At 29.8% G+C, this 9372-nt stretch carries 2 protein-coding genes; both read left to right on the forward strand.

What is annotated here, in order from left to right:
• Nucleotides 1-141 precede the first annotated feature (141 nt).
• Nucleotides 142-6243: a M60 family metallopeptidase gene (locus Q5O44_RS03115; RefSeq protein ID WP_022166931.1), complete on the forward strand. Its 6102-nt coding sequence runs from the start codon at nt 142-144 to the stop codon at nt 6241-6243.
• 20 nt (nt 6244-6263) lie between these two features.
• On the forward strand, nt 6264-9372 hold a 3109-nt coding region (locus tag Q5O44_RS03120), incomplete at its 3' end, for an immunoglobulin-like domain-containing protein (protein ID WP_302637244.1).

Here is a 9372-nt window from a genome sequence, read left to right on the forward strand (position 1 = left end):
TTTATAAATTCGCGAAAAAATTATTTTTGATAGTAAAAAAAAATATATAATAAAATTACGAAAATAAAATTATTTACCAATAAAGTGAAATATAAAATTTTAAAAATGTAAATAATTTAAAATTACAACTAGGGGGAAATTATGAATAAAGGAAAAATATCATGCATTTTAGCTGCTGCTATGATAACTACTCAATTTAGTCCAGTTGCAGCTTTTGCAGATAATAAAACTGAGTTGATAAGTAATGTTTCTGCTGAAGATTCATCAAATGAAACTAAATATGATAATACTCAATCTTTTGATGAAGAACCAGTAAATGACCAAAATAATAATGATGAATCAAAAGAAAATCAAGATTCTAATGAACGAGATGACAATAATTCAAATTCAGAGGAAGACTCAAAAGATAATTCATCAGAAAAAGATAATAATGAGCAAAAACCAAGTGATAGTATTGATTCAAATAAAAAGGTGAGTGTAACTGGTAAGTTAGAACTAGACATGAATTTTGCTATGCCAATAAAAAACACTGATAAAGAAAAAACAAATATAAAAGTTACTTTAATGAAAGATAGTGAAAAGGTAGGAGAAGTTCAACTAGGTAATGATAATTTAGAAGGAACAATAGGGAATGTTAACTATACTCTTCAAGCATTAAATGGAAAGAGAATAGCAATTGAAAATGATGCTGAAGAATTAAATTTTTATCAATTAACATTTACTAACTTAGATTTAGGACAGTATTCTCTTAAAGTTGAAGGAGCAGGATATGCTACAGCAAATGTTAGTAATATTGATATAACAAAATCATCAAAAAGAGTTAAGATAGGGACAAGCGATAATAGAATAGTATTATCTGATAATAATTCAGAGAATGAATCAGAAGCTAATGTTGAATATTATCCAGGTGTATTTTTAGCAGGAGATGTTAATGGAGTAAACTCTGTAACAAAAGAAGATTATGAAGCTGCTAAAGCAGAAATGAAAAATAAAACAAATACTACTACATATGACATAAATAGAGATTCAAAAGTTGACATAACAGATTTAACTTACATACATGGAAATATAGGAGCAACAGTTAAGACAGCAGAAGTAGTTGATACTGATCCAATTATAAATCCAGAAGCTGTAGATGTTAAGTTAGATGATACTAAAGTTTCTATAGGAGAAGGACAAGATATAAAGAATATTTTAGTAGGTGATGGTTCAAAAATATCATTATCAACAAAAACAGTTGATGGTGAAGAGGCTCCAGAAATATCTGAAGAAAATCCAATAAGTATTCCAATGAGTTTATCAGGTTCAACAAGTGATTCAGAAATAGAAGCAGCGTCTTTAAGAACTGCTGCAGAAAATACTATAAACATGGAGCAAGTGGTGATAAAGGCACCTAGAAATACAAGACCAGCATCAGGAAGTGTTGTTATTGATGGTGTAGAATACAAATATGATGAAAGTAATGTAAAACAAAGTTTAGCTAGAACAGCTTCAGGTGAAGCAATGGATGAAATAGTTATTGACTTAGGAAAGCAAGTAGCCGTTAGTAAAATAACTATAAATGTTACTGGTAGTAGAAGTAATAAAAATTTAACAGAAATTGCAAAGGTTGAATTTTTAAATAATGTATATAAAGAATTACCAAAACCAAATATGAATATACCTGTAATTAATAGCTTTACAAGTTCAACTGCTGTTGGAAATGAAGCTATGACTATAGGATGGGATCACCAACCAAACGTAACAGGATATGAAATAAAAGTTGAAGAGCTTAACGAAAATGGAAATGTAGTTTCAACTAATCACTATAAAACAAGCGAAAATACATTAAACATAACTCAAGTAAAACCATATAGTGTTTATAGATTTAGTATTCAATCTCTAAATGGTAAGGATTGGGCAAGTGGATATAAAGATGAGCAAGATGATTATGATGCTAATGCAACAGGAGAAACAAATTTAGCAACTAATGTAAATGATAAAGATGGTAAACCAGATAATGTTGATAATAACTATATGCCACATGCATGGAATTCTACATCAGGTAATTTAGATACAAATTCAAAAGATGAAGTAGCAAATAAAAATTATTTTGGTGCAGATTCAATTGTTGAATTACAAGTTATACCAGAAACGGCACCGGAAGGTCCAGAAGGAATAACTGTTACTGGAACATATAAAGGCTTAAAAGTTAGTTGGAAAGCACATCAAAAAGCTAAAGACTATGATTTATATTATAGAAAAATTGGAACAGGTGCATGGATAAAGGCAAATGATCCAAATGATCCTAAATATGTAGATAGTAATACAACTAATGATGTACCAGATGGAGCTTATAACTTAAAACCTGAACAAAAAACTGATTCAAATGAATTAATAAGAGGTACAAGTTATGAAATAACTGGTCTTGAAGATCAAACAACATATGAAATTAAGATGACAGCAACAAATCATCATGGTACAGGTGGATTATCGAAAACTTATTTAGGAAAGACAACAGCAATAGTTCCACCTAAGTTTACAAACTATGGATTAATAAATACTGTTGAAGATGGTAAGGTTACTCATATAGAAAAAGTTACAGTAAAAGGAAGTGGTGCATTAGAACTTTCAAATAATGATGGTATGAGTATATTTGATAATGATTACTCAACTACATGGGTACTTAATGATTGGGATTCAGGAGTACATTATGGACAAAGAGCTCCAATAGTAACATTTGATAAGGAATATACATTTGATACTATAAGATTTGCTACAAAGTTAGAAAATACTTCTAAATACCCACTACCATGGCAAGCTAAATTAAGAGTATACTCAAATGATGATACAACATATAATAATCCAGTTGAAGTAATACAACTTAACGATATTAGAGTTTCTAGTAAAAGAGCAGAAAATGGAGTTAATTATGTAGAAGTAAAATTACCAAAGCCTGTAACAGCAAAGCAAGTTGAGCTTAATCTTGCAGGAGGACGTAATTTAAGTATATCAGAAATGAAATTCTATAATTATGATAGCTTAGAAGATGAGGTAAATGGATTATTTGCAGATGACTTAAAGCTTGTATTAAAAGATGAAGTAAATCAAGCGAAGATTGATGGACTTGTAGAAAGAGCTAAAGCTATAGATCCAGTTAGCTTAGAGTACCATCCAAATCAAAAAAATATTTTAGATGAATTAGAAATAGCACAAAAGATTTTAGATGATGTAAATTTAAATAAAGAAGTGTTAACTATTGATGGAAGTATACTTGATTTTTCACCAAATTTAGGTCAAGCAAATGCATGGCAATCATTGGGAGTTGTTGCTAAACCAGGTGAAACTATAAATATTTATGTAGGAACTGAAGAAGGACGAGCACACACCAAATATGAAGTATTATTTACTCAAAACTATGCAGAAAGTGGAACATGGAACTTAGGAACTGTACAAATTGGAAATGGTAAAAATGAAGTAACTGTACCAAGTGGTAAGTTTAATATGGATGTTGAAAAAGGTGGAAATGTATATATAAGACCTGTTTCAGGATGGTATGAACAACAAAAAATAAATGTGCGTGTAAGTGGTGGAAGTAAGATTCCGCATTTAAATGTAAATAATATAATAACTGATAGTAACAAACAAGAAGAAGCTAAGAATTTAATAAGAGAATACATAAGAAATCTTAAATTATATGTATCTGATTTACCAAGTCTTTACCCAACAGTAGAAGATAAGGAAAATAATCAATACAAATATGATGAAAAGACAGCTGTATTAAATAGTACAGAAATTGAAAGTGAAAGAGTAATGTTAACTCTTAGCGCAACAGAAGTTTTAACAGGTATTACACAAGGACTTAATGGAGACGAAAATGCTGAAGTTGACAGATTATATGATGCACTTTTAGCTTGGGAACAACTTATGGAAATTTCATATTCATTAAAAGGTGTAACAGAAACAGCTATTGACTTTAATAATAATGGAAGAATAGATAATAATAAATCTGATACTGCTAGTTTAATTGATGGATTAACAGAACAAGAATACTTTAACAAACATAGAGCTCCAAGAAGCCGTATAAATATAAAATATCAAAGAATGTTTACAGGAGCATTTATGTATGCATCTTCTCATCATGTTGGAATAGATGCAGGCTCTGGTATTGGATTAGTACAAGGTGTACCATTTAAATTTAATGCTACAGGAAATATAACTAATCCTAATGAAGGTAGTTTATATGGATGGGGTATATCTCATGAAATTGGACATACTCAAGATGTAGCAGGATTAACTCAAGCTGAAGTTACAAATAATATTTTAGGGTTAATTGTACAAACATTTAATGGAAATGCAAATTCAAGACTTGAAAATGGAACTTATACTACAATGTATGACAAAGTAACATCAGGTAGTGTTGGAGCAACCAGTGATATAGGTGCAAAACTAGGAATGTATTGGCAATTACATTTAGCATATGATAATAATGAAACTTATAAAATGCTAGAAAATAATAAAGATACAGATCCAAATAATGATTCATTCTATGCTAAGTTATATAGAGCTAATAGAATGAAAGCAGCAGCACCAAAGGAAGAAGGATATGATGCAGTAGAACAAACATTTATCATGAGAGCTTCTGATGCAGCACAAAAGGATTTAAGAGAGTTCTTTGAGAAGTGGGGAATATTAGCAAGCCCTAATACTAATAAGTATTTAGATGAAATGAAGTATGAAAAAGAAACAAGAGCTATATACTACTTAAATGATGAAGCAAGAAGAAGAAGATTAGATACATCTAATACTGAAACTATGACTAATGACACAGCAGTAGTAGCAAACTTTGGAACAGATAATGAAGGAAATCAAATTACTTCTAAATCTTACTTAAATCAAAAGGAAGTTCCATTAAACTTAAGTGTAACAAAAGATTCAGATAAGATTTTAGGATATGAAATTATAAGAAAAGAATCAACAGCAACAGGTATTGTGGAATCGCCAGTAGGTTTTGTTGAAAGAGACAGAACAAGTGAATCAGGGGTAACAACTTATGTTGATTCAATAGATACATTAAATAATAGAGTTGTAGCATATAAGGTTGTTGCTTATGACTATGATTTAAATAAAACTGAAGAAACAGTTATAGGAGAACTTAAAATAGCTCACAATGGAAGTATTTCTGAAACTGATTGGGTATTAAGTACTAATACAACTAATGATGAAGATGAAAGAGATGAACATAGTGGTCATGGAACAATGCAACATGGTGTAATAAAGAGAATCAATGACAATAATACAGATACAGTGTTCCAAGGTATGAAAGATGGAAGAGAAGATCCATATGTAATTATTGATTTAAATAAAAATAATTCATTAGTAGGTTTAACTTACACAGCACCACAAAATTCTGCTAAGAAATTCTCATTTAGAAATCTATTCAGTAGAAATACAGAAAAGGTATATACACCTATATCAAAATATGAAGTGTATACAAGTTTAGATGGAAATAGCTGGACATTAGCAAGCAGTGGAACATTTGACAACACTAAGACTACTCAAACAGTATATTTTAGCGAAGATGGTAAAACAGAAGCACAACAACTTTGGTCATATGATGCAAGATATGTTAAATTAGTTGCTAAAGGAAATTCTGAAATATCAATAGCAGAGTTAGATTTATTAACGGCTGCTGGTGATAATATAGAAATTGGAACAGATAATAATGAACAATTATCTAAAAATGGAATTGGTAGATTAAAATCTGATTATGAATATGAATCTGGCAAAGTTATTCCAAAGGGGTCTATAATTGTAACAGGTGAGTATAGAGGAAATCCTGCATTTAATATACCTTTAGTATTAAATGAAAATGATGAAAACTTTGCAATAAAAGCAAATACTATACTTTTAGCTACATTACCAGAAAATTCAGAGCTTTCAGAAGTGGCAAAAGGAACTTGGATTTATTGGATAGAACCTAATAATCAAGGAAAAGTAGAGAGCGATAAAGGTCAGGTAGATAATATAGAAGGAACTTCAATTAAAGCTGAACTTTACAGATACAATAAATTAGATAATAATGGAGCACCAGTAGGTCAAAGATTAGTAAGTGATACGTTCTTATATGAATTACCAAGTGATTTAAACACATTACCTGAAATAGAGTTTAATAGTTCTAATGCAAGAGCAATTAAAAATGAAAATACAACAGTGATGGAAATAAATGGTGAATTAATGAACAAAGCATTTGAAAATAGATAATAGTAATGGGGGAATAACTTATGAAGAGAGCAAGGACAAGAGTTAAAGTTGCAATTGCCTCAGCATTAGCTATATCTTCGACGGCGGCAGTTATATATGCCGCTCCGGAGATAATGAAGGCAGCTACTTACAGAGCTTCAGAAGAAGCTGTATATCTTGATGTTGAAAAGTTAACTAGTAATACAGTAAAGGTATCTTTAGATAATATTCAAGATATAGCTAAATCTATGCAATTTAGTATTAAGCTAGATGGAAATGTAAAGATAAAATCTAATGAAGATGGAACATATAAAATAGCTGATTTACTTACAAAAACAGTAGAGGCAAAAACTAGTGAAAGTGAAAAGCCATCTAAAAATAGCATATTTACAGATTATACATATAACGAAGCAGACAATACTTTAAATGTTATTATTACATCAGATAGTGCATTACCTAAAACAGGAAATAAGGTAGAATTATTTACATTAGAAATAGAAGCAAAGGATTCTAATAATAGAACATATAATATAATTCCTAATACTAATGAATTATTCAAATATGTTGCAAAAGATAATACAGAATATTCTGATTTAGCAGTTAATTATAATGAAAAGTCTATAAATTTAAATACAGCACCAAAAGTTACAACAAATAAAGATGTAATAGATATATATGATGGTGAAAAGCTAGTATTTAATGATATAAAAGAATTACAAAAGACAGACGAAGATAATGATGAAGTTACTTTAGAAGTAAGAGATATTACTAATGTAACTGATGAAAGTAAAGAAGATACGCAACCACTTATAACAGAATTTACTTCGGAAGAAGTTGGAACACATACATTTAAAGTTTATGCTGTTGATAGTATGGGTGAAAAATCAGAGCCTATTAAATTAATGGTAAATGTAAAGTATAATACAGAACTTGAAAAACCAACAATTACAGGAGCTGAAAAAGTTGAAATTGAAAGTGGAACAGTATTTAATTTATTACAAGGAGTAACTGCAACAGATGCTAAAGGAAGAAATCTTCAAGTAAATGTAACTGGAGATTTAAACTTAAATCCAGAAGAAGATACAAAATATACATTAACATATTCTGCAACTGATAAGTATGGAAAGACTACTGAAGTACAAAGAGAAGTATCTGTTAAAGTTAATAAGGCACCAGTAATTAACGGGGCAGATAATAAGGTTGTTAATATAGGAGAAAGCTTTAATCCAAAAGCAGGAGTAACTGTTACTGATGATAGAGATGAAGATTTAACTTCACAATTATCTATAGATGGAAAAGTAAATACTGCAGTACCAGGTGAATATAAATTAAATTATTCTGTAACTGACTCAGGAAACAAAACTACTAAGCTTCAAAGAACAGTAAGAGTTAATAGAGCGCCAATAGTATCAGGGCATGATAGTGCTATTGTTATAAAGAGTGGAACAGTAGTAACAGAAGAAATGATTTTAGGTGGAATTAATATAACTGATGAAACAAGTTACACAACAAGTGTTACAGTTCCAGAGATAAATGGAGAAGGTAGATATGATGCTGAAATCAAAGTAACAGATGAAGATAATGCAGTAACTACAGTTACAAGAAAGATTGTTGTTAGTAATGGAAGTACAGCAGAATTACCTAATAGTGGACAAGGTTCATCAAAGGAAGAATCAATAGCTGTACAAGTTATAGATGCTGATGGAATAACTTCATTAAATGAAAAATTAAGTAAAGCAACTAAAGATTATAAGATAACTAGCACTAAGAAAGAGTTTTCAAATTATGTTCAATATAGCTTTGAAATGACTAAAAAGGAAGCTGTATTTAGAAATTCTGGAACAGTATATTTAGAAGTAAGAGTTCCTAAAGAGATTGATAATAGTACAGGTGGAATTGTTATTACAGAATATGTTGAAATATTAGCAACAAATGTTACTATAAACAATAAAGAAAACTTAAATCATTATATAAAGAGTGATGATGAAATTGAATTAACTGCAACAGTTACACCTGATAATGCAACTAATAAAGAAATAGAGTGGAATAGTTCTAATGAAGAAGTTATTGCAATTGAAAAAACTGAAAATGGTGTTAAGTTAGTAGCAAAAGGATATGGTATTGCAACTGTTACAGTAAGTGCAGTTGATGGTAGTGGAGCATTTGATGAATTTACATTTAGTGTATCACATGACTTCAAGGAGTTACCAGAGGATATAACTGTAGTTGGTGGAGAAGGAACAGAAGAATCACCAGTAATATATAAAACAGAAAATATTGATTCATTAAAGGAACTATTAAATCTTGCAAAAGACGAATATAAAGTTATGCTACAAGATAAAGAAACTATAAGTGCAAGTGAAATTGAATATAAGTTAGTTTTAAAAGAGAAGAGTAGCTTATTTAAATTATTAAGAACTGCTAATATTGATGAAGAGTCACATTATATTTCAGTAAGAGTGCCAAATAGTGATGAATTTGAAAATGAAATTTATAAGTTAACTAAAAATGATATAAAGGCACCAACTCTTATTTATGATGGTGCATCACAATTGATAGTTGAAAATGGTTCTAAATTTAAAATGCCAGATGTAAAGGCAAAGGATAATTTAGATAAAAATGTTACTGTAACACATGTAATAAAAGATGAAAGTGGTAAAGTTGTAAAAGATATAGATTCAAATGTAGAAGGATTATACACAATAACATATAGTGCAACTGATTCAAGTGGTAATAAATCATCAGAATTGATTGTTAAAGTTAAAGTATTAGAAGCTGATAAGGAAGCACCAGTATTTGAGTATAATGGTGATAAAATTATAGTTTTAGAAAATGGAAGTGAATATGTAGAGCCTGAAGTAACAGCATATGATAATGTTGAAGGTAATGTAGCAGTAACAAAGATAATAACTAAAGACGATGAAGTTGTAGAAAGTATAAATACAACTATATCTGGAAAATATAAAGTTGTATATACTGCTTCTGATAGTGTTGGAAATACAGCTACATTAGAGATAATAGTAGTTGTAAAGGAAGCTCAGAATAATACAACACCAGATATACCAGAAACTCCAGAGAAACCAGATCAAAAGCCTGAAACACCGGATGTACCAGAAGAGAAGCCAGGAACTCCAGAGAAACCACAGGATA

The organism is Clostridium sp. CAG:221 (assembly GCA_000435835.1).
Classification (GTDB): Bacteria; Bacillota; Clostridia; order Clostridiales; family Clostridiaceae; genus Clostridium.